We start from the raw sequence: 21,550 nt of genomic DNA on the forward strand, positions 1-21,550 counted from the left end.
CTTAGGTTGTTTTTTAAACAAATCTGCCAGCTCTGCCGCCTGCAGCCTGCACAACTGAATGGACTCTGCGAGGACTGCCATGCCGACCTGCCCTGGCGTCTGTTTCCCTGTCCGGTCTGTGGACTGTCCCGCACCAGTCCGATGGCCGACTGCCCTGACTGTCAACGCCTGCAGCCGGCCTTTGATCACACCTGTGTCGCTCTCGATTACCGCTTTCCCCTGACCCAATTGCTCCCCGCAATCAAGTACCATCAACAGCTGCGCACACTGGGTTGGCTCGCCCCTGTGCTGGCGGCACAGATCAGGGATACAGAACAGGCACTGCCACACTGCCTGTTACCCGTACCCATGCACCCCTGGGATCAATTGCGGCGAGGTCATAATCAGGCTGCACTGCTGGCAGAACAGCTGGGACGCCAGCTGAACATACCCGTCCAGTACCAGGCGCTGCAAAAAATACGGCATACCCGCAAACAACACAGACTGAGCGCCCGCCAGCGTCGCCATAACCTGCAAGGTGCCTTTGCCCTCAACAAACCACTGCCCTCCCATGTCGCACTGGTCGACGATGTGATGACCACGGGCAGCACACTGAATGAAATCGCCCGGCTGCTGAAGTCCCAAGGGGTGCTCCGGGTGGATAACTGGGTGATTGCGCGTACGCCAGAAAGCCAGGACAGCACTGAAGAAACGGATGAAATAGAGTAAACTGACACGCCTGCCCGGCAACACCCACTATTCAGGAGCAACCTTTGGCAACAAGACCCGATTGGCCGACCACTTCATCCGGCCGACTGAGAGACTTTCTGTCTGTTTTCCAGTACAGCCGTCGGGCAATTGAGCTGGTCTGGAGCACCTCCCGACCACTGACCTGCGGACTCATGCTGCTGACACTGATTGCCGGTGTCTTGCCAGCCGTTGCCGCTTACCTGGGACAGCTGATCGTCGACGGCGTACTGCTCAGCATCGACACCTATCAACAGCAGGGCGCTGTCGATTGCACACCGGTCATGCAGCTGTTACTACTGGAAGGGATTGTCATCACACTGATCGCCGCAGCAGGACGAGGACTGTCCGCTCAGCAATCACTGCTCAAGGCGTTGATGGGGCAGCGTGTCAATGTGATGATTCTGGAAAAAGCTCAAACCCTCTCACTGGTGCAGTTTGAGGACTCCGAGTTCTATGACAAGCTCACCCGCGCCCGGCGGGAAGCCTCAACCCGCCCGTTGGCACTGGTCAACAAAACCTTCAGCCTGCTGCAAAATGCCATTGCGCTGTTCAGCTTTGCAATTCTGTTGATACAGTTTTCCCCCTGGGCGCTGCTGGTATTGTTTCTTGCAGCCCTGCCGGTGTTTATATCGGAAGCCAAATTCTCCGGTGATGCCTTTCAGCTGTCACGCTGGCGATCTCCCGAGTTGCGTCGGCAAATGTATCTGGAAACACTGCTGGCACGCGAAGACTCTATCAAGGAGGTCAAACTTTTTGGCCTGGGCTCCCTGCTTCTGGAGCGCTACAAAGCCATCTTCAACACTCTGTTCGGAGCTGAAAAAAAGCTCATCATCCGCCGCGATCTCTGGGGATTTATTCTAGGACTGCTGGGCACTCTCGCGTTCTATGCCGCCTACGCCTGGATTGTCATTGAAACTATTCAGGGTGCGATAACACTGGGACAGATGACCATGTATCTATTGGTCTTCAAACAGGGACAAACAGCGATCAGCAGCAACCTGACTGCAATCAGCGGCATGTATGAAGACAATCTCTACCTGTCGAATCTGTATGAATATCTGGAACAACCGGTCATCAGCGAATCCGGCCAGGCAACTGCAGGCCCCTTGCCTCAGGATGGCATACGCTTTGAGCAGGTCAGCTTTACCTATCCCTGTGCCAGCAAACCCGCGCTACACCAGATCAACCTGCACCTGAAACCCGGTGAGAGTCTGGCGCTGGTCGGTGAAAACGGTTCAGGGAAAACCACCCTGATCAAACTGCTGACCCGCCTGTATCAGCCCAGTGAAGGGCGCATTCTGCTGGATGGTCTGGATATTAACGACTGGTGCCCGACGCGGCTGCGTGAGCGTATCGGTGTTATCTTTCAGGACTTTGTGCGCTATCAGTTTCTGGTCGGTGAAAACCTTGGGGCCGGTGATGTGGGAGCGTTTGATGATGAAGTGCGCTGGCAGGAAGCCGGACAGCTGGGACTGGCTGACCCGTTTATTCAACAGCTGCCAGCTGCCTACCATACCCAGTTAGGGCGCTGGTTCAAAGGAGGCCAGGAGCTTTCCGGCGGGCAGTGGCAGAAGATAGCGCTGGGACGTGCGTTTATGCGCACAAAGGCTGATATTCTGGTGCTGGACGAACCCACCGCGGCAATGGACGCAGAAGCGGAAGCCCAGGTTTTTGAGCATTTCCGCAGCCATGCAACACAGCGTATGGTGATTCTGATTTCACACAGATTCTCAACCGTACGCATGGCCGACAGGATTCTGTTGCTTCGTGGTGGAGAGGTACTGGAACAGGGCAACCATGCGACACTAATGGCCCAGCAGGGTCGCTATGCCGAACTTTTCCAGCTTCAGGCACGTGGCTATCTGCCGGACACCTGAACACCCAGGTTTACCCCGGCGGATGCCGGATAAACCACTGCTGCAAATGCTCAACAGCGGCACGCACCCGGGCAGACTGAGCCAAGCGTTGAGGATACACCGCCCAGATACTCGCAGGCTGTGAAAACTCACACAACACCTGACGCAACTGTCCGGAACGTATCAGTGGCGCCACATCCCAACGGGAGCGCAACAAAATACCCTTGCCCTGCAGCGCCCACTGCAATGCCACCTCACCATGGTTACTGGACAAACGCCCCTGCACGCGGATCTGCTGTTCACCTTTGGCAGACACCAGACGCCAGAGACCAAAAGGATGATCTCGCTCTTTGATCACCAGACACTCATGCCGATTCAACTCTGAGAGCTGACGAGGCTCGCCCTGTTGCGCGAGATACTCAGGTGCAGCACAGAGAATACGGTGATTATCCGCCAGCTTTCGCGCGATCAGATGCGGGGCGATGTCATCACCGACACGGATATCCAGATCAATCCCCTCACCCGGCACATCGACCAGACGATCAAACACTTCGAAACGTACTGATAGCTCAGGGTACGCCTCGGCCAGACTGGCCAGTGCAGGAGCCACATGACAACGACCAAAACCAAAACTGGAACTGACCCGCAGCGTGCCACCGGGACGCTGCCGGGTCTGAGCCACGGCCTCCTGCAACTGCTCCAGATCATCAAGAATACGTTCAGCACAGCGCAACACTTTTTCACCCGGCTCCGTGAGGCTGACCCGGCGGGTTGTACGGTGCAATAGCTGGGTATTCAAGACCTGTTCCAAAGTGCGTATCCGCTTACTGACATACGCAACAGACACCCCAAGATCAGTTGCAGCCGCAGCAAAACTGCTGCGCAGAGCCACCTGGCGAAACACATTCAAATCGTCGTTAGAAGGCTGATTATTCATGATATGGAAACAGTCGCTTAACTTATTCAGGGATTGTACTCAAATCGTACACAACTACACTAGCCAGATACAGACTCAAGACAGAAAGGAGCCAGCAGATGTCCAAAACCTACAAGATTGCAGTAATCCCCGGAGACGGCATTGGCAAAGAGGTCATGCCGGAGGCATTGCGCGCCCTGTCTGCCGTTTGCCAACGATTCGATATTCTGTTGGAAATGACGCACATCGACTGGGCCAGCTGTGACTACTACACCCAGCACGGCACCATGATGCCGGATGACTGGAAAACCCGGCTAGCCGACATGGATGCCATACTCTTCGGCGCCGTCGGCTGGCCCGATAGCGTTCCTGATCATATCTCCCTCTGGGGATCTCTGCTGCAGTTTCGTCGGGAGTTTGACCAGTATATCAACCTGCGGCCTGTGCGCCTGTTTGAAGGTGTCCCCTGCCCCCTGGCAGGTCGCAAGGCTGGCGATATCGACTTCCTGGTGGTACGCGAAAACACTGAAGGTGAATACACCAATCTGGGCGGACGCATCTTTGCAGGCACTGAGCGCGAGGTGGTGATTCAGGAATCGGTCTTTACCCGGCTGGGTACGGACCGGGTACTCAAGTACGCATTTGAACTCGCTAAGCAACGCTCACGCAAGCACCTGACACTGGCAACCAAGAGCAATGGTATCGCAATCAGCATGCCCTGGTGGGATGAGCGTGCCGACGAGGTAGCAACCGGTTATCCTGATGTACAACTCGACAAGCAGCATATCGACATCCTGTCGGCCCGCTTCGTACTGCAACCGGATCGTTTTGATGTAGTGGTCGCCAGCAATCTGTTTGGTGACATTCTTTCAGATCTGGGACCTGCCTGTACCGGTACAATTGGCCTGGCCCCGTCAGCCAACCTCAACCCTGAAGGACGCTTCCCTTCACTATTTGAACCGGTCCATGGTTCTGCACCGGACATATATGGACGGAACATTGCCAACCCGGTTGCGATGATCTGGTCAGCCGCCCTGATGCTGAAATTTCTGGGTGAGACAGCCGCTCATGACGCACTGCTGCATGCCATCGAAACCGTCCTGGTTCAGGGACCCAGAACACCCGATCTGGGCGGCCAGGCCAGCACGACCGACATGGGAGTAGCAATTGCGCAGTTAATCTGAGGCCTCTGTGAACCCTAAACAACAGAGACTTTGACTATCTTGCCCAAGCCATTACCGGTGTAATGAGGGTAAAATTTGCCGCAGCGTATCCTGTTAATTAACATTCTTTTTGAAATTAACAGGATACACCGTCCTTATACTTCCTCGTACACCAGAAATCACTATAACCCCAAGACCATCTCATTTTAGAAACTTCAATTCGAATAACGAATCGTTTAGGATACTTGCCGTAGCTGAAAAAGGAACAACAAGGAATTTACAGAAAAGGATGACGACGGATGCCTACGATCTATTTCTCCACCCATTCATGTCATGTAACTGAACTGATCGAAGGTTCAGAAGAAAACATCAAACGCTTTTCTACGCTTAATAAAATTAGTCCTTCAGGTAGGCTATCAAAAGGTCAAGCCTATACTCTTGATGACAAAGATCCCTACGCAGTTTCGATTGTCAACATACTTAATCATAGTTCACACCAAGAGCGTGAATGGCTGATGTCAGCCGTAGAGACACAAGGCGAAGAGTTGCATCGAGATGCTGCGTTTGTCGATCAATACCTGACACGAGACAGCCTTGAAGCCGTTATAGGGCTTATTGGCGCATCTAATAATGCAGTCAGACATGCAGCAAGCCGCCTGGATGGTTTTCAGGAAGCGCTCGTTCGATATGAAAATGCATTATTAGCTTTACAAAACCCGGTACCCAACAACATGCCTGGTGCTGGCCCCAAAAGCCATTGGCAAGCACTTGCCAGACGTGACGCCATACAAGCCTATGAAAAGCTCACGGCCGAATACAGGGTGACCATGATGCGTTTATCACCGGCAGTGATGCGCGCCAAAAACCGTGGCACTGCCTTAAGTAATCCCCAACGAGGCATTCTGCTTGCTGAGCGCAGTCGTGGTAGAAACATTGACCCTAGAATCCGTGTCGCCGATATGTTCCAAGCGCAACGATTAAAAGGCCTCGCGAACTGGGGTGTCAAAATTACTGGCCCCATGGCGTATAGTTTAGATGCGGCGAATCGATCGACTAAGGTCTATTCTGCTGATAACCGAACCGAAGAGTTTTTTGCGCAGACGGGTGGTTTTGTTGTGGGTGGATTTGCCGGATCACTTACTGGAAAAATTTTATTATCTCCACACAGTATTGCCGCAGTCAAACTAAAAGCAGGTGGCGCATTGGCTGGAGGCCCAATTGCATGGATATTATTAGGCTGTGTTGCTGTTTATGTGGTTTATCAAGTGGCAAAAATTGGTGATAACCAAGGAAAAAAAGCTGGTCAAGAACTATACAATATAATTTTTCCAGCGTTGTAGCCATGGGTACAGAATCAGTCAAATGAATATCTACACTCGCTTTATAGAAACTCTTCAGAGGATTATCCCTGAAGGGTTTCTCTTAGTTTCATTGGGTATTTCCGGCGCTATAGGGTTCACAATGTTGTTAATAATGTTCTTTTATTCAGTATTACGTATTGAAGGAGAAATGAAACGTGATGGACTAAAGCGCCCTTTTAAATGGGATATCGTGATAACACGAATACCATATTATTGGGCACTACTCAGCGATACACCAGAGGGATTAACCAAGCGCGCTCAAGAACATGCCGATTTTGATGGTTTTTTTGATCTTAGAGTTAAAGATGTAGCACCCTATATCAGACCCATTGATCGTTATATTGCCAAGATTGCACATTACATAGGTTTAATTTTTCTGATCAGCTTAGCATTATCGGTATTACTGTATTGACAACCCACATGCAAAACGCAGTTGAGGATGAAGAATCGATTCTACAATCCTTGTCGCCGATATGCACCAAGCACAACGATTAAAAGGACTCGCGAACTGTGGATGTCAAAATTACTGACCCATACGCCTATAGTTTAGATGCGGCGAATCGATCCACTAAAGTCCATGCCGCTGATAATCAAACTGGCAATTCTTTGTGCAGACGGGTGAATCATACCAGCTTTCGTGGAAGCATATTTCTATGAGAGAAAAGGACTTCACAAAAGCCAGTACGATTCACTGGCACCGAGCTGTGGGTGGGGATATACACCTCAGGACCACTTATGCTTTGGAGGCTGGTACTGGCGGATCGACGTCAGCAGGGCCTCCGGGCTGTTTTCACGAATCAGCATGTCCGCATGCATTTGCTTCAGAAAACCTGCACTGCACATCTGATCCACCATCTGCAACAGCGGGTCATAAAAACCCTGCACATTGTAGAATGCACAGGGCTTGGTGTGATAACCCAACTGAGCCCAGGTCCAGGCTTCAAAGATCTCTTCCAGAGTGCCAGCACCTCCCGGCATCGCCACAAACGCATCCGCCAGCTCTGCCATGGCGGCTTTACGCTCATGCATATCGGCCACTACCTGCAGTTCAGTCAGCCCCGGATGTGCTAACTCCTTGGAAGCCAGAGACTCCGGAATCACGCCATACACCTGACCACCTGCCTCAAGCACCGCATCAGCCACCACACCCATCAACCCCACCTTTCCACCGCCATACACCAGCGCAATGCGCTGCTCAGCCAGATAACGCCCCAGACGCTGGGCCGCTTCGGTATATACGGACAGGTTCCCGGTACTGGAACCACAGAATACGGCAATTTTCATGCACTTTGCTCCTCTCCAACGCCATCACGAGGTCAGTCCCCGGCGGCGAAACGCATGTCAGCCCGGAGTGTAATCAACACGGGTTTTGTCAGCAACCGCCGGGCAGGGTATCATCGCCTCTCTTTTCCTGTTGCAGGAGGCCCCGGTGTTCAGTTTTGATCCAATTGGTTATGTCGAAAGTCCGTATAAGGAAAAATTTGGCATTCCCCGGCAGCCCGGCCTGACCCATTCCATTCGGGCCACGCTTCGCCTGCATCCACCCTACAGCCACCCGGACAGTGTCCGTGGTCTGGAAAGCTGCAGCCATATCTGGATCATTTTTGTGTTCAGCGCCACACAGGACAAGGGCTGGCACCCGACAGTACGACCACCACGCCTGGGCGGTAACCAGCGGCTCGGCGTGTATGCCACCCGATCCACCTTTCGACCCAACCCGATAGGCCTGTCGGTGGCCCGACTGCTGAGCTGCCAGCAACAAGGAGAGCACCTCTGCCTTGAACTCGCTGACGTCGATCTGCTGGATGGCACTCCCGTACTGGATATCAAGCCATACCTGCCCTATGCAGACAGCCTGCCGGAAGCCCGCTTTGCTCTCGGCGCAGCACCTGAACCGCTCAAGCTGCCGGTACATTTCTCAGCCACCGCACAGCAACGCTGTGATGCCATTGAGCGTCAGCTGCAACTCCCTTTAGCCACCCAGATCACCGAAATTCTGCAGTGTGATCCACGACCTGCCTATCAGCAGGACTCAACACGCATCTATGGTGTTCGGTTGCATCAGTTCAATGTCCGCTGGCAAGTGCTGGACACCGCAATTGAAGTGCTCGATATCGAAACCCTGAACGACTAAACGAGGAAGCCTGTATGTCATCATCACCAGAAGGAACCCGGCTGGCACAGCAGTTACGCTTTGACCAGCAGCATATCTGGCACCCCTATGCATCCATGACACAGCCCAGCCCGGTATTTATGGTGACAGGTGCCGAAGGTGTGCGGTTACATCTGGCAGAAGGACAGCAACTGATTGACGGCATGGCCTCCTGGTGGTCAGTGATCCACGGTTACAATCATCCGCGTCTGAATCAGGCCGCTCAGCAACAGCTGGAACGTTTTGCACATGTCATGTTTGGTGGCCTCACGCATGAACCGGCCGTTGAACTGGCTCAGCGTCTGGTCGACATCACGCCCAGGGGACTGGATCGGGTGTTTTTTGCCGATTCCGGTTCAGTCAGTGTCGAAGTCGCCATCAAAATGGCACTGCAGTATCAGCAAGCCCGACAGCGCCCTGAGAAAAATCGTCTGATCAGCCTGCGCCGCGGTTATCATGGCGATACCTTTGCCGCCATGTCAGTCTGTGATCCGGTGACGGGTATGCATCAGCTGTTTAAAGGCGCACTGGCCGAGCAAATCTTTCTGCCCGCCCCTTCGACCCCCTGGGGTGAAGCGATCAATTCAAATGATCTGACAGCGCTGGAGCACACACTGGCTCAGCATCATCACGAAGTGGCTGCCCTGATACTGGAACCGGTTGTACAGGGTGCAGGGGGCATGCGTTTTTACTCGGCGGACTATCTGCGCCACGCTCGCCGCCTCTGCGACCAGTATGACGTGCTGCTGATCGCAGATGAGATCGCGACAGGGTTTGGACGTACAGGTGCGTTGTTTGCCTGTGATCATGCGGGCATTACACCGGATATTCTCTGTGTTGGTAAAGCGCTGACAGGCGGTTATATGACGCTGGCAGCGACACTGACACAGGCACATCTGGCCGATACCATCTCATCCAGTGGCGCCGGATGCTTTATGCATGGACCCACCTTCATGGCCAATCCGCTGGCCTGCGCGGTGGCCTGTGAAAGCATTGATCTGCTACTCGAACAGGACTGGTACAGCCGCATTCAACAGCTGCAACAGCAACTGCGGACAGAACTGGCGCCCGCTGCCCAGCTGAGCTGTGTGTCTGACGTCCGCTGCCTGGGTGGCATTGGTGTGATCGAGCTGCATCAACCTGTCAGCTTGCAGCAGATACAACCCTGGTTTGTTGAACAAGGCGTCTGGGTTCGACCATTTGGAAAGCTGGTCTATATCATGCCGCCTTACATCATCAGTGAGGCTGATCTGAAATTCCTGTGCGCTGCAATTATTCGCGTCTTGCAACGACTATAATAGCCAGTGGATACTGACATTATCCCTGTGTTTATCAGTGATTGAGGAGTTTAAGGAAGCACTATGCCACGCATCAAAATCGATATGCCGGACAACTACCTGTTCACCACAGAGATCCCGGTACGCATCAGCGATATTAACTATGGCGGTCATCTCAGTAACGATGCCATGCTGTCCATCATTCATGAAGCCCGTATCCGCTTTCTGAACCAGTATCAGTACTCCGAGCTGGATATCGAGGGCTATGGCATCATCATGACCGACTCTGCCATCGTCTACAAAGCTGAAGGATTTCATCGGGATACCCTGCAGATCGCCATCGCCGTTGCCGATTTCAACAAATATGGCTGTGACCTGTATTATCTGCTGACCAACAAGCAGAACGCCAAAGAGATTGCCCACGCGAAAACCGGCATCGTCTTTTTTGATTATCAGGCACGCAAGGTGGTGCCCGTCCCGGAGGCGTTTAAAGACCGCATGCTCAAAGAAACCTGAGGCGGCTACTCATCTGCATAGTCATAATGGATGTGGCTGAGATTTTCAAAGCGCGTGTATTTGCCGATAAAGGCCAGACGTGATGTACCGATCGGACCGTTACGCTGCTTGCCGATAATAATCTCGGCCACGCCTTTTTCCGGACTGTCTTCGTTATAGACTTCATCCCGATAGATAAACATGATGACGTCTGCGTCCTGCTCAATCGCACCGGACTCCCTGAGATCCGAGTTGACCGGGCGCTTATTGGGACGGTTCTCCAGGCTTCGGTTAAGCTGAGACAGTGCCACAACAGGACACTGCATCTCTTTTGCCAGAGCCTTAAGTGAACGTGAGATCTCCGAGATCTCAGCCGTACGCCCTTCCGTTTTACCGGTTTTCAACTGCATCAACTGCAAGTAGTCGACCATGATCATCGCCAGATCCCCCTGTTCACGGACAATCCGGCGTGCCCGGCTACGCATCTCATTGGGACTGATACCGGCGGTATCATCAATAAACAGTGGCTTGCCTTTCAGCATGTTCACGGCGGTGGTCAGCTTTGGCCAGTCCTCTTCAAGTAACTGTCCATTTCGAACACGGGTCTGGTCTATTTTTCCCAAAGAAGACAGCATACGAGTCACCAGCTGGTCTGCAGGCATCTCCAGACTGAACACCAGCACCGGGCGTTGGGTGCCCATCAGGGCATTTTCAACCAGGTTCATGGCAAAGGTGGTTTTACCCATCGATGGACGCGCAGCAACAATCACCAGATCAGACGGCTGCAAACCACCCGTGCGGGCATCCAGGTCATCAAAACCTGTGGTCACCCCGGTCAGCGCATCGGCGTTATTGAACAGATGATCGATACGCTCGACTGCACGTTTCAGCAACGGATTGATAGGCTCGGGGCCACCCTGATTGGGTCTGTTTTCTGCAATCTGGAAAATTTTCTGCTCAGCTTCGTTGAGTATTTCTTCCGAAGCACGCCCTAGCGGCTGAAACGCATTGTCGGCAATTTCATTGGCAACCTGAATCATCTGCCGCAGCAGAGCCCGGTCACGCACGATTTCAGCATAGGCACGAATATTACTGGTACTGGGCGTATTTCTCGCCAACTCCACCAGATACTCCAGACCACCCGCACTGTCCAGCTCCCCAAGACGGTCCAGCTCTTCTGACAGTGTAATTACATCGAAAGGCCGGTTGTCATCAACCAGTTTCTGTAGCGTACGAAACAACATACGGTGTTCAGGACGATAAAAATGTCCATCCACCAGAATCTCTGAAACCGTATCCCATGCCTGATTATCCAGCATGAGTCCACCGAGCACTGACTGCTCTGCTTCCAGCGAAAAGGGAGGTGTTTTGACCTGAGCGATCGCATCGCGCGACTGTTCTGCGAAATCCATTGCCAGACTACCGGGGTATATAAACAGAAAGGGTTATTCTAGCGGTATTGCGCGGAGGGGTACAGCGACAAACGGCAGAGCAAACACCTGTCCGAGCAACGGACAGGTGTTTATCAACAGCAATTACTCAGCAGCAACAGTCAGGCTGATACCAACCATGACTTCTGGGTGCAGCTGAATATCAACAGCGAACTGACCGACGTGACGGATCGTGCCTTCTGGCAGACGCACTTCGCTCTTGTCAACCGCGTGACCTGCAGCAACCAGTGCATCAGCGATATCGCGAGTTCCGATAGAACCGAACAGCTTGCCTTCCTCGCCTGCTTTACCCACGATGGTCAAAGCAAACTCGTTCAGTGCATCTGCACGACGCTGAGCTTCAGCCAGTTTGGCAGCAGCAGCTGCTTCCAGCTCTGCACGACGCTCTTCAAACTTCGCTACGTTTGCAGCTGTCGCAGCAACCGCTTTACCCTGAGGCAGCAGGTAGTTACGTCCGTAGCCGCCTTTAACAGCAACCTTGTCGCCCAGCTTACCCAATTTACCAATATTTTCGAGCAGAATAACTTCCATCTCGTAAACCTCTTTTGTCTGCAATCGTTGCAGTGTCTTAATTCCTTGCCGGCAGTCTTGCTCGAAGATCCATTAACGAATCAATCAATGCAAGGATAACCAGCAATGTAACCATATAGGGACCGACAAAGATCAGTGACAGATATACAGCTATCAACCAGCCTTTATTCAATCCCCGCTTAGAAACCAGCCCATGTATCAGTGCTAATGCCGCCACAACCAGGGGCAGTAAAAGCAATGCAAACCAGCGGGACAGATCCATTCCGGTGATTTTGGCGGATACCAACAGTACTACCAGCACCACAGCAGCCATCGCAGGCAACCTGAGCCGATGAAACTCTTGCTGGAAGCCCCCCGGGTTAAACAGGGATGCTTGCCAACTCCGCGCCAGCATCAGGCAACCGAGCATGCTGGCAACCTGAAACGCGCTGACAACGCCTAGCAACAAGCTACGCACCTGTTCAGCAGGCCAGGCCTGCAACACGGCACCACGTTCACTGGCCAGTTGCTGTACAGCTACCGCTATCTGATCCAATAACGGTGCCAGGCCAACATCCAGTAAAACACTGCACATTACACCCAGCGGAAGCACAGCCAGCAACACCTTCTGCCAGGAGACTGTTTGCCGAAGCAACACAGCCAGGGCATAGGTGCCGGTTATCACCAAAATTGCAGATGGATCTCCGGATAACATCCAGAAAAATCCGGGCAGTACCGCCCATATCCACAGCTTTGCACCTTCTGATACACCCTTTCGCAGGGTTATCAAAGCCACCCCTGCTGCACTGACCCAGTACAACAGCGGTAACATGGCAGCAATGACCACTACCATGATCGCCTGACTGCGACCCTTCATCAGCGTTTCAGCCAAGGCTCGCACGGCGGTTAACTCCGAACCTTACTCGTGGCCGTCAGTGTACGGCAGCAACGCAATGTAACGAGCGCGCTTGATGGCAGTCGCCAGCTGACGCTGGTAACGTGCTTTAGTGCCCGTGATGCGGCTCGGTACGATCTTGCCGGTTTCAGTGATGTAAGCTTTCAAAGTTTCCAGATCCTTGTAATCGATCTGGGAGACGCCTTCTGCAGTGAAACGACAGAATTTGCGACGACGGAAAAAACGTGCCATTTTCCTCTCTCCTGTAAATTCAGATTAATCTTCAGCAGTTTCCTGCTCTTGCTCATCAGCGGACTCTTCGTCGCGAGACTGACGATCAGAGCGCTCTTCACGGCGAGGCTTGCGCTCTTCGCGTGACTCAGCTGCCTTGACAGGAGAAACTTCAGTGATGGCTTCTTTACAACGCAGAATCATGCTACGCAGGACAGCATCGTTGTAACGGAACAGACTTTCCAGCTCATCCAGGGTTTCCTGGTTGCATTCGATGTTCATCAGAACATAGTGTGCTTTGTGAGCATTGTTGATCGGGTAAGCCATCTGACGACGACCCCAGTCTTCAAGGCGGTGAATTGTGCCTTGAGCACCTTCGATCAGGTTTTTGTAGCGCTCCAGCATTGCTGGAACCTGCTCGCTCTGGTTCGGATGAACCAGAAATACGATTTCATAGTGACGCATTTTTGCTCCTTACGGTTTTGCAGCCCTCAGATCACCCTTTGTGACAGAAAGCAAGGAGTTGAACAAATAAAACGGAGTCGGGATTATACGCGACTCCGCAAATAACCACAATCCTGCAATATCGCTATTTATCCGGCGATCTCAAAACTATGGGTAATCTCGACGCCACCACGTTCCAGCATCAGCGAAGCAGAGCAATACTGCTCTGCCGAAAGCTTGACTGCACGCTCCACATGCGCCGGTTTCAGGTCATCACCCGTCACCACAAAGTGCACATGTATCTTGGTGAAAACAGCCGGTACTGTCTCGGCACGCTCAGAGGTAATCTGTGCACGGCACCCGGTAACCTGCTGCCGTGATTTTTTCAGAATCTGCACCACATCATAGCTGGTACAACCACCCAGACCCAGCAGTACCAATTCCATAGGGCGCGGCCCCTGCTGAAGATCAGCGTCAATCATGACCTCAAAGCCACTGCCGCTGGTCCCCTTGAAACGCAAATCTCCATCCCACTCAATACTGGCTTGCATTTGTCTCTCCTGCTCAGGCGAACAGCGCCTTTAATTTCTCACCCGGATCCTCAGCGCGCATAAAGGCCTCGCCGACCAGGAAACTGTGCACACCCTGCGCGCGCATCTGCGCAACATCCTCGGGCGTATTGATACCGCTTTCAGTGATCACCAGTCGGTCTGCCGGAATAGAGGGCAAGAGCTCAAAGGTATTTTCAAGCGACACGGCAAAACTGTGCAGATCACGGTTATTAATGCCGATCAGACGGGTATTCAAAGGTAACGCCCGCTGCAACTCATCAGCACCATGGACCTCTACCAATACATCCATCCCCAACTCCTGGGTCAAAGCAGACAGATCCGCCAGCTGGGCATCGGACAGCGCTGCCACGATCAGCAGAATACAGTCAGCCCCCAAGGCCCGTGCTTCATAAATCTGATAGGGATCGACGATAAAGTCTTTACGGATAACCGGCAGATCACACGCAGCACGCGCCAACTGCAGGTTCTGGTCAGATCCCATGAAGAAGTCAACATCCGTCAGTACCGACAGGCAACTGGCACCCGCCGCCGCGTAACTGCGTGCGATTTCAGCCGGATCAAAGAATTCCCGAATCACCCCTTTGGACGGACTGGCTTTTTTAGCCTCGGCAATAATCGCCGCACGCCCCTGGGCAACACTGCGCTCCAGTGCCTGTACAAATCCACGCGGATCGGTTGCACCACCGCGCTGTGCGGCAATTCGGGCCTGCAGGTCAGCCAGACTGACCTGAGCTGAACGCTCACGCACTTCTTCATGCTTGCGTGCAATAATCTTTTTTAAAATCGTCGGCGTATCACTCATACCTTCGCCTCAATAAATTGCTGGCTGAATTTAGCCAGTGACTCTAACTGTTGCTGTGCACTGCCATCCTGCATCCTGGCCAGCGCCTGTTCAACGCCCTGTTGATGTGTCTCTGCCTGACCACTCAGCCAGATAGCTGCGCCAGCATTCAGTGCAATAATGGAACGCGCCTTGCGTGCCAGGGGCTCATCATTCCCTGAAAACGCCATCTGGATCAACTTCAGGGAATCTGCCGAGTTTTTCACCTCAAGCCCAATCAGACTCTGGCTCTCGACTCCCAGTGACTCTGGCGTAATGCTGTACTCACGCACCTGCCCGTCACGCAACTCAGCCACGTGCGTTGCGGTGGCCAGGCTGATTTCATCCAGACCATCATCGGCATGCACAACCAGAACATGTTCGGCACCCAACTGATGCATCACTTCAGCCATCGGACGACACAGCGGCTTGCTGAACACACCGATTACCAGATGTTTTACTCCGGCAGGATTGGTCATGGGGCCCAGAATGTTGAACAAGGTACGAATGCCCAGCGCTCTGCGCACACCTATCGCGTGGCGCATCGCACCATGATGCGCCGGAGCAAACATAAAGCCGACTCCCACCTCATCAATACAGGCCGCCACCTGCTCCGCATTTAGATTGAGATTGATACCTGCGGACTCCAGCAAGTCAGCACTGCCGCTGCTGGAGGAGACAGCGCGATTGCCATGTTTGGCAACATGAGCGCCCGCTGCGGAAGCCACAAACGCCGAGGCCGACGAAATATTGAACAGATTGGCACCATCACCACCTGTACCAACGATGTCGACCAGCCGTGTGGCCTTAGGACGTACCGGAGTCGCCAGTTCACGCATCACTTGCGCTGCACCGGCAATTTCATCAATGGACTCGCTTTTCATGCGCAACGCAACCAGAAAGGCCCCCATCTGCGCATCATTGCACTGGCCGGTCATAATTTGGCGCATCACATCGACCATCTGTGCCCGACTCAGGTCCAGGTGATCAACCACCCAACTCAGTGCTTCTTGTATCTGCATTGTAGATTCTCTCCTGTCAGGAAACTGCAGCAAGGGATGGCTGCACAAAATTCGCCAGTAACGCGTGCCCTTGCTGCGTCAAAATAGCCTCTGGATGAAACTGCACACCCTCAATCGGATAGTGCCGGTGTCGTATTGCCATCACCTCGTCTGGCTGCCCCTGTTCATTTTCAGTCCAGGCCGTAACTTCCAGACAATCGGGTAATTGTGTTGGCTCCAGCACCAGAGAGTGATAACGCGTTACCTCAACCGGATTTGGCAACCCCTGAAAAACCCCTTCACCACGATGGTAAACACGGGATGTCTTGCCATGCATCACTTGACGCGCCCGCACAACCACACCGCCAAAAGCCTGACCAATACTTTGATGCCCCAGGCAGACTCCCAGAATCGGCAGTTTACCCGCAAAAGCGCGAATCGCTGCCAAAGATATGCCGGCTTCATTGGGCGTACAGGGCCCGGGGGAAATCAGTAAATGAGAAGGCTTTCGTGCTGCAATTTCGTCCAGCGTCACTGCATCATTGCGTACCACTTCAACCGACTGGCCTAACTCACGTAAATAATGTACCAGATTCCAGGTAAAGCTATCGTAGTTATCGATCACCAACACCATGACTGACACGCCCATCCTGCGGGATTAAAACCGGTTAGAATAGAACAATCTGTCACGGACCGAAACCCTTAATCCGACTCACAAACCGTTTCGGTTCAGATAACAGTCAGCTAAGATATTGATAATCACCTACTGAACTTACTTCCAGATTCAGGACCAGGACTCAATTATGCCCAGATTCATTTCAGGTTTGCGGTGTTCTTTCACAGTACGCGCCTTGACCTTGCTCTTGCCTTTGGCTCTACTGACCGGCTGCGCAACCTCACCCACCGGCCGCTCACAGCTGACCATGTTCAGCGAGTCACAAATGGCCAGCATGGGCCAGGCCAGCTTCCAGCAAATCAAAGAGCAGGAAAAAATCTACAACCACCCAGCCACACAACGCTATGTCCAGTGCATTTCGGATGCTTTGTTTGCTGTCAGCGGGACACCGTATAACTGGGAAGTTGTCGTATTTGACGATGAAACACCCAACGCCTTTGCGTTGCCGGGACAAAAAATCGGCGTCTACCGCGGCATGCTGAGCGTGGCTGACAACCCGGATCGACTGGCCGCTGTGATAGGTCACGAGATAGGACATGTACAGGCACGTCACGGCAACGAGCGTGCTTCTGCCACCTTTGCCACACAAATGGGACTGGCACTGGCCAGCGCAGCACTGGCGACAGAAGGCGGTCCAGACGAACGGATGCTGGCGGCACTCGGCGTGGGTGCACAGGTTGGCATTCTGCTACCTTTCTCGCGCCAGCATGAAATCGAAGCTGACCTGATCGGCCTGGATCTGATGGCGCGCGCAGGCTTTGATCCACGTGAAAGCATTCAACTCTGGGAAAACATGCGCGCCAAAGCAGGCAGTAATCCAGTGGAGTTTCTGTCAACCCACCCAGGACATGACACGCGTATCCGCACGTTACAGGATGCTATGCCGGGCGCCATGAACACCTATGAGCAGGCACGCAGACAAGGTCGGCAACCTCGCTGTACACCACCTCGATAAGCGCCAACCAAGACACCGGTTAAAAACAAAACGGCTGCCAATGGCAGCCGTTTATTCAGTCAGCCTGAAGTGTCTCAGGCGCGCAGAATAGAGACATCCTCAGCCTGCAAGCCTTTATCACTCTGACGCACGTAAAACTTGACGCGCTGACCTTCGTTCAGAGAACGGTGGCCGCGACCACGTATATTACGGAAATGTACAAAGACATCATCACCGTTTTCGCGGGTAATAAAACCAAACCCTTTGGACACATTAAACCACTTCACGCTTCCGGTTTCACGATCATCCTGCCCGTTGATCTCCTCATCTTCATCATCCAGATATTCATCGTCTGATGAATTCGATCCTGCGACACGCGCTTCGGCCGCTGGCACACTCAACACAAAACCCGCCACCAGGGAAATGACAAAGGCCACTGCAACAACAACCCAAAGATTGCCAGTGGATATTTGGGCAACTGCTACGCCCGCTGCAACTACAACCGCAAAAATGATCGCTTTTATCAATTGATTACCACTCATTTATCTTATCTCTTTCACTTTTCACAACAGATTATTTATAGTCATATGACGGTCAGGGCAGGGGTCCTTTCCTGTAACGCAACTTCCATAAACCGCCAAAGAAACAAGGTATATATTATTTTGCGCCTTTTTTCAACGCGTTATACACAAGATCCTGGCACCGGTTTACTTTCTCAACCGTTTACCCAGAGGAGCTGCTGACAATGTCGGATGCCCAGTCACTGCAAAACCTTGAATCCCGGGTCGCATTCCAGGAAGCGGCCATCGACCAATTAAGCGATGCTCTGGCACGCCAGGAACTGGAGCTGGATAAAATGTCACGCATGATTCATCATCTCACTCAGCGCATCAAGGAGCTGAGCGAAGGTCATGTACTGAACGATAACAATCCGCCACCACCGCATTATTGAGCGCTGTATGAGTATCACAACGAGCCTGTATCGCCTGCTACTGAAGCATTTGATTCGCAAACGCGTGGCCGGAAGTGGCCAGCTCAGCCACCAGCCAGATACCGTGTATGTACTGGAAAAACCCTTTACTGCAGATCGCCTGATTCTGGAAAACCTCCTGACGACTGAACACAGTCACTGGCAACCCGAACAAATCACTGCCATTGATAACCAGCATCCTGATACTCTGCGTCACCAGGTCGAAAGCCTGGTCGCACTGCAACGCAATGAGCCAGACCGCACCGTACGACTGCAACCCGTCATGGTTCTGGCCGGTCACCTGCCCAACAGTGCACAACCACTGTTCCTGTCGGCACTGTCAGAAAGCTGGGCAAACAGTGGCAGCCTGGTACGTTTTACCAAGCTCTTGCTCAACTGCCGCTCAACCCTGGTGCGTATTGATGAGCCTTTAAGACTCAGCGACCTTATCCAACCGGGACTCAGTGACAGTGAAATTGCTCGCCGTGCTCTTTGGGTACTCAGAACCCACTTTCAACGCTGTCGTCAGGCGATCCTCGGCCCTGATTTATCGCATCGCCGAACACTGATGCAACAGGTACTGGCATCACCTGAAGTAGGTCAGGCGATTACCCAGACAGCCTTGAAGAAAGGGGTTTCACCACTCAAACTGGAGCAGCAGGTTGCAGATGCACTCGACAGCATTGTTGCAGACTTCAACCCGGGCACGGCACGTGTTCTCAACCGCCTGATTCAGTTCATGCTGAACCGGCTATTCAGCCGCATTAACCTGCAAGGGCTGGACCAGATCCAGCAACTGGCCCTGACACACAATCTGGTTTACCTGCCCTGCCACCGCAGCCATCTGGACTACATCCTGCTGTCCTGGCTGCTGTATCGCCATGGTCTGATGGTTCCGCATGTGGTGGCCGGAGACAATCTGAACATACCGGTAGTGGGTGCCATACTGCGCCGTGGCGGTGCTATTTTCATGCGCCGCAGTTTTCGGGATGACCCGCTCTATGCACTGGTATTCAGACAATACCTGACCCTGATGCTGCACCGTGGACATAGCATTGAATACTTCATTGAAGGTGGCCGAAGCCGTAGCGGGCGCTTACTCAGCGCCAAAACCGGACTATTGAAAATGACCCTGGATGCCTGGCAACAGTCACCTTCCCGCCCCATGGCCTTCATTCCGGTCTCGATCAGCTATGACCGGATGGTGGAAGGACGCAGCTATCAACGTGAACTGTCTGGCGGCAGCAAAGTACGTGAAAACCTGCTGGGCACACTGAAGTCGCTGCGCATTCTGTTTCAGCGCTATGGCGAAGTCAGCATCGGCTTCGGCCAACCCGTACGTCTGGAACAAGAAGCATCCGCTGCACAGATCGCCGGGGAGCATTCTGCCAGCCTGCTGGGCCAGCAGGTGATGGAGCGTATCAATCAGGCGTTCATGCCATCAGCCATGTCACTGATTGCCAGTCTGCTGCTGTCTGCACCACAGCAACAACTGCGTGAAATCGAGCTGCTGGAACGACTGGAAGCACTGAAACACTGGCTCAGTGATGAAGGCATACCCCTTCCACCCGGAAACGCGCAGGATTGGGTAATCGCTGCCGCCGAACGTCAGCAAATCAGTCGCGGTCAAAATGCCGTGGCCGTTTCTGCCGAGCAGGCTGCCGAGCTGACCTTCTATCGTAACATGCTGATGCATCAGTTGATTCTTCCGGGTCTGGTACTGCTCTTCTACCGCCGTCTGGCAAGTTCCGGGGTCAGCACCCAAACCCGCCTGCTGCGCGCACTCTATCCCTACATCCGCGCTGAACTCAGCCTGACATCACCCGAACAGGATCAGGATCTGCACCAGATCCGCCATATTCGCGAGCGCCTGTCAAAGCAACAACTGCTGGCCACTGAAGGCCAGCCTCTGCAACCCCTGGCCGAACATCTGATACGTCTGGCTGAGCCTGTACTACTGCGCCAATACCTGCTGGTGCGTGTTATGACAGCCCTGCAACAGACCACTGAACTGGAGCTGTTTGATACCACTCGAGCACTGGCATTACATCTGCATGAAGAGTATGGCTATGCTGCACCTGAATATGCTGATCGGCGCGTTTTCGAGGGGATGACTGAGCAGTTGCTGTTACAGGGCGTACTCAGCGGAAACCCTCAGCGACTGCTATTGGCCCGACCTCTGGATCAGGTACTCAGAGTCGGTGAAAAGCTGCTGCCGACAAGCCTGATTCAACGTGCCGAAGGCTGGCTGAAGCAACAGGGTATTTCCGCTTGAAGCACTGACACCAATACGCGTCAGCTCAGTTTTTTCAGGGCATAGACATCGAAGCGACTGCTTTTCCCCTGTAATTGATATGAAGGACTGCGCTGCATTAATGTCGGCGCTTTACGCGGACGCTTCACCACAACACGGCACTCTGCAGCCGCCAATGCGGCATCGAGCAGGCTGTCGGCATCGGCGTCATCGCCTACCAGATCACGGAACACCAGCATCTCCTTTTTGACCAGTGCAGACTTGTCACGATGAGGAAACATGGGGTCAAGATAGACAACCTGAGGGCGCTGATGCTCAGGACGCAATGCCGCTGCCTGCAACCAGGCAACGGCTTCAGCCCTGACCAGCTGCATGCGAGCCAGAATAGGCTGTAATTCATCCGACTGAGCCGCACGCTGCAAGCCGTCCTGCAACAATAGATGTATGACCGGCGAGCGCTCAACCAGCTCCAGGTCACAACCCAGCGTCGCCAGTACAAACGCATCCCGCCCCAGACCAGCAGTCACATCCGCGATACGTGGACGTACGCCCTTGGCTACTCCACAAGCCTTGGCAATCATCTGCCCTTGCCCGCCACCAAATTGGCGCCGGTGCGCTACCGCACCACCAACAAAATCTGCACGGACTGCGCCTGCCGCTTTAGGTCCGCAAGGTTGCAGAGCCAAACCTTCCGAGTCACAACGCAACACATAGGCACAGGACAGAGTGTGCAGCGTGTCCAGCGAGACGACAGGCACACCCAGTTGCTCAGCAACGGCAACTGCACGTGGCTGATCCGATGCCTCCTGCCAGCCACAGACAAGCGGTATCAACGCCGACATC

The 21,550-nt window shown here is 53.3% G+C and carries 24 protein-coding genes; 11 read left to right on the forward strand and 13 right to left on the reverse strand.

Annotation, left to right across the window (positions count from 1 at the left end):
- Positions 1–6 precede the first annotated feature (6 nt).
- Both ADINL_RS15985 and ADINL_RS09700 read left to right on the forward strand, forming a co-directional pair.
- Positions 7–708, forward strand: coding sequence for a ComF family protein (locus ADINL_RS15985; RefSeq protein ID WP_161667746.1), 702 nt, complete (start codon positions 7–9; stop codon positions 706–708).
- Positions 709–752: 44 nt separating this feature from the next.
- Positions 753–2,606 (forward strand): ABC transporter ATP-binding protein, encoded by a 1,854-nt coding sequence (locus ADINL_RS09700; RefSeq protein WP_036547134.1) that lies wholly within the window; start codon positions 753–755, stop codon positions 2,604–2,606.
- A gap of 10 nt (positions 2,607–2,616) precedes the next feature.
- Here ADINL_RS09700 and ADINL_RS09705 read toward each other — a convergent pair whose 3' ends face one another.
- The gene (locus tag ADINL_RS09705) at positions 2,617–3,522 is read right to left on the reverse strand and encodes a LysR substrate-binding domain-containing protein (RefSeq protein WP_036547137.1); all 906 of its coding nucleotides are present in this window, start codon (positions 3,520–3,522) and stop codon (positions 2,617–2,619) included.
- Positions 3,523–3,620: 98 nt separating this feature from the next.
- Between ADINL_RS09705 and ADINL_RS09710 the strand changes: the two genes are divergently transcribed.
- The 3 genes from ADINL_RS09710 to ADINL_RS09720 all read left to right on the forward strand — a co-directional run bounded on the left by ADINL_RS09710 (position 3,621) and on the right by ADINL_RS09720 (position 6,437).
- Positions 3,621–4,685, forward strand: coding sequence for a tartrate dehydrogenase (locus ADINL_RS09710; protein WP_036547140.1), 1,065 nt, complete (start codon positions 3,621–3,623; stop codon positions 4,683–4,685).
- A 278-nt stretch (positions 4,686–4,963) separates the two neighbouring features.
- Positions 4,964–6,004 carry a hypothetical protein gene (locus ADINL_RS09715; protein ID WP_036547142.1) on the forward strand — a complete coding sequence of 347 codons (1,041 nt, stop codon included), beginning with the start codon at positions 4,964–4,966 and terminating at the stop codon, positions 6,002–6,004.
- A gap of 22 nt (positions 6,005–6,026) precedes the next feature.
- Positions 6,027–6,437 carry a hypothetical protein gene (locus ADINL_RS09720; RefSeq protein WP_036547144.1) on the forward strand — a complete coding sequence of 137 codons (411 nt, stop codon included), beginning with the start codon at positions 6,027–6,029 and terminating at the stop codon, positions 6,435–6,437.
- Positions 6,438–6,748: 311 nt separating this feature from the next.
- On the opposite strand, the gene ADINL_RS09725 is transcribed toward ADINL_RS09720, so the two are convergent.
- Positions 6,749–7,309, reverse strand: coding sequence for an LOG family protein (locus tag ADINL_RS09725; protein WP_036547147.1), 561 nt, complete (start codon positions 7,307–7,309; stop codon positions 6,749–6,751).
- Positions 7,310–7,454: 145 nt separating this feature from the next.
- On the opposite strand from ADINL_RS09725, the gene tsaA reads away from it, so the two are divergent.
- The 3 genes from tsaA to ADINL_RS09740 all read left to right on the forward strand — a co-directional run bounded on the left by tsaA (position 7,455) and on the right by ADINL_RS09740 (position 9,970).
- Positions 7,455–8,159: a tRNA (N6-threonylcarbamoyladenosine(37)-N6)-methyltransferase TrmO gene (gene tsaA / locus ADINL_RS09730; RefSeq protein WP_036547308.1), complete on the forward strand. Its 705-nt coding sequence runs from the start codon at positions 7,455–7,457 to the stop codon at positions 8,157–8,159.
- Between the two features lie 14 nt (positions 8,160–8,173).
- On the forward strand, positions 8,174–9,475 hold the full coding sequence (gene bioA / locus ADINL_RS09735) for an adenosylmethionine--8-amino-7-oxononanoate transaminase (RefSeq protein ID WP_051632705.1): 1,302 nt from the start codon (positions 8,174–8,176) through the stop codon (positions 9,473–9,475).
- Between the two features lie 63 nt (positions 9,476–9,538).
- Positions 9,539–9,970 carry an acyl-CoA thioesterase gene (locus tag ADINL_RS09740; RefSeq protein WP_036547150.1) on the forward strand — a complete coding sequence of 144 codons (432 nt, stop codon included), beginning with the start codon at positions 9,539–9,541 and terminating at the stop codon, positions 9,968–9,970.
- 5 nt (positions 9,971–9,975) lie between these two features.
- Here the strand turns inward: ADINL_RS09740 and dnaB are convergent, their stop codons facing one another.
- The 9 genes from dnaB to ADINL_RS09785 form a co-directional block, all read right to left on the reverse strand.
- A complete protein-coding gene (gene dnaB / locus ADINL_RS09745; RefSeq protein WP_036547154.1) occupies positions 9,976–11,361 on the reverse strand; it encodes a replicative DNA helicase in 1,386 nt (461 codons plus the stop codon).
- 123 nt (positions 11,362–11,484) lie between these two features.
- Positions 11,485–11,931, reverse strand: a complete 447-nt coding sequence (gene rplI / locus ADINL_RS09750; RefSeq protein WP_036547157.1) for a 50S ribosomal protein L9 — start codon at positions 11,929–11,931, stop codon at positions 11,485–11,487.
- Between the two features lie 37 nt (positions 11,932–11,968).
- Positions 11,969–12,811 (reverse strand): hypothetical protein, encoded by an 843-nt coding sequence (locus tag ADINL_RS09755; RefSeq protein ID WP_036547160.1) that lies wholly within the window; start codon positions 12,809–12,811, stop codon positions 11,969–11,971.
- An 18-nt stretch (positions 12,812–12,829) separates the two neighbouring features.
- Positions 12,830–13,057 carry a 30S ribosomal protein S18 gene (gene rpsR, locus ADINL_RS09760; RefSeq protein ID WP_036547161.1) on the reverse strand — a complete coding sequence of 76 codons (228 nt, stop codon included), beginning with the start codon at positions 13,055–13,057 and terminating at the stop codon, positions 12,830–12,832.
- A gap of 24 nt (positions 13,058–13,081) precedes the next feature.
- Positions 13,082–13,501 carry a 30S ribosomal protein S6 gene (gene rpsF, locus ADINL_RS09765; RefSeq protein WP_036547164.1) on the reverse strand — a complete coding sequence of 140 codons (420 nt, stop codon included), beginning with the start codon at positions 13,499–13,501 and terminating at the stop codon, positions 13,082–13,084.
- A 128-nt stretch (positions 13,502–13,629) separates the two neighbouring features.
- A complete protein-coding gene (locus tag ADINL_RS09770) occupies positions 13,630–14,031 on the reverse strand; it encodes an OsmC family protein (RefSeq protein WP_036547166.1) in 402 nt (133 codons plus the stop codon).
- A gap of 13 nt (positions 14,032–14,044) precedes the next feature.
- On the reverse strand, positions 14,045–14,854 hold the full coding sequence (trpC, locus tag ADINL_RS09775; protein WP_036547168.1) for an indole-3-glycerol phosphate synthase TrpC: 810 nt from the start codon (positions 14,852–14,854) through the stop codon (positions 14,045–14,047).
- Entirely contained in the window at positions 14,851–15,894 is a 1,044-nt protein-coding gene (gene trpD, locus ADINL_RS09780; RefSeq protein ID WP_036547171.1) for an anthranilate phosphoribosyltransferase, read from the reverse strand. Before trpD ends, trpC begins: the two co-directional genes overlap by 4 nt.
- 16 nt (positions 15,895–15,910) lie before the next feature.
- Positions 15,911–16,507 (reverse strand): anthranilate synthase component II, encoded by a 597-nt coding sequence (locus tag ADINL_RS09785; RefSeq protein WP_036547174.1) that lies wholly within the window; start codon positions 16,505–16,507, stop codon positions 15,911–15,913.
- Positions 16,508–16,676: 169 nt separating this feature from the next.
- Here ADINL_RS09785 and ADINL_RS09790 point away from each other — a divergent pair, with 169 nt between their 5' ends.
- The gene (locus ADINL_RS09790; protein ID WP_051632706.1) at positions 16,677–17,504 is read left to right on the forward strand and encodes a M48 family metallopeptidase; all 828 of its coding nucleotides are present in this window, start codon (positions 16,677–16,679) and stop codon (positions 17,502–17,504) included.
- Positions 17,505–17,578: 74 nt separating this feature from the next.
- Here the strand turns inward: ADINL_RS09790 and ADINL_RS16775 are convergent, their stop codons facing one another.
- A complete protein-coding gene (locus tag ADINL_RS16775; protein WP_036547177.1) occupies positions 17,579–18,025 on the reverse strand; it encodes a cold-shock protein in 447 nt (148 codons plus the stop codon).
- Between the two features lie 203 nt (positions 18,026–18,228).
- On the opposite strand from ADINL_RS16775, the gene ADINL_RS09800 reads away from it, so the two are divergent.
- Positions 18,229–18,435, forward strand: a complete 207-nt coding sequence (locus ADINL_RS09800; RefSeq protein ID WP_036547181.1) for a SlyX family protein — start codon at positions 18,229–18,231, stop codon at positions 18,433–18,435.
- Positions 18,436–18,442: 7 nt separating this feature from the next.
- Positions 18,443–20,728, forward strand: a complete 2,286-nt coding sequence (locus ADINL_RS09805) for a 1-acyl-sn-glycerol-3-phosphate acyltransferase (RefSeq protein ID WP_036547184.1) — start codon at positions 18,443–18,445, stop codon at positions 20,726–20,728.
- Between the two features lie 20 nt (positions 20,729–20,748).
- Here the strand turns inward: ADINL_RS09805 and ADINL_RS09810 are convergent, their stop codons facing one another.
- Positions 20,749–21,549, reverse strand: a complete 801-nt coding sequence (locus ADINL_RS09810) for a class I SAM-dependent methyltransferase (protein WP_051632707.1) — start codon at positions 21,547–21,549, stop codon at positions 20,749–20,751.
- Between the last annotated feature and the right edge of the window lies 1 nt (position 21,550).

The organism is Nitrincola lacisaponensis (genome assembly GCF_000691225.1).
In the GTDB taxonomy this organism is placed as follows: Bacteria; Pseudomonadota; Gammaproteobacteria; order Pseudomonadales; family Balneatricaceae; genus Nitrincola; species Nitrincola lacisaponensis.